Source organism: Aquabacterium parvum, from assembly GCF_001447195.1.
In the GTDB taxonomy this organism is placed as follows: Bacteria; Pseudomonadota; Gammaproteobacteria; order Burkholderiales; family Burkholderiaceae_C; genus Aquabacterium; species Aquabacterium parvum.
Map to the genome: position 1 here is coordinate 1 of NZ_LFRI01000201.1, position 473 is coordinate 473.

General features: G+C 58.6%; 1 protein-coding gene. It reads left to right on the top strand.

Annotated elements, in window-relative coordinates:
* Window positions 1–473: DDE-type integrase/transposase/recombinase (locus tag ABG80_RS07305; protein WP_152987516.1), on the top strand; the 473-nt coding region annotated here is incomplete at both ends.

The following is a 473-nucleotide window of genomic DNA, read 5'->3' on the forward strand; positions in this document are numbered from 1 at the left end:
GTACCGCATCTACAGGGAGCTGGAGCTGAACCTGCGCATCAAGCCACGCAAGCGCCTGGTGCGCGACAAGCCACAGCCGCTATCGGTACCAGAGGCCATCAATCAGGTGTGGTCAATGGACTTCATGCACGACCAGTTGGCGGACGGCAGAAGCTTCAGGCTGCTCAACATCATCGATGACTTCAACCGAGAAGCATTGGGCATCGAGGTCGATTTCTCGCTGCCCACGCTGCGAGTGATCCGCACGCTCACACAGGTCATAGCCTGGCGTGGCAAGCCACAAGTCATTCGCTGCGATAACGGCCCAGAGTACATCAGCGCCGCCATCGAAGCCTGGGCCAAGTCTTGGGGCATCCGCTTTGAGCACATCGAACCGGGCAAGCCGCAACAAAACGCCTATGTCGAACGCTTCAACCGCACGGTGCGCTACGAATGGCTCTCGCAGTACCATTGGACAGACCTCGATGAGGTCA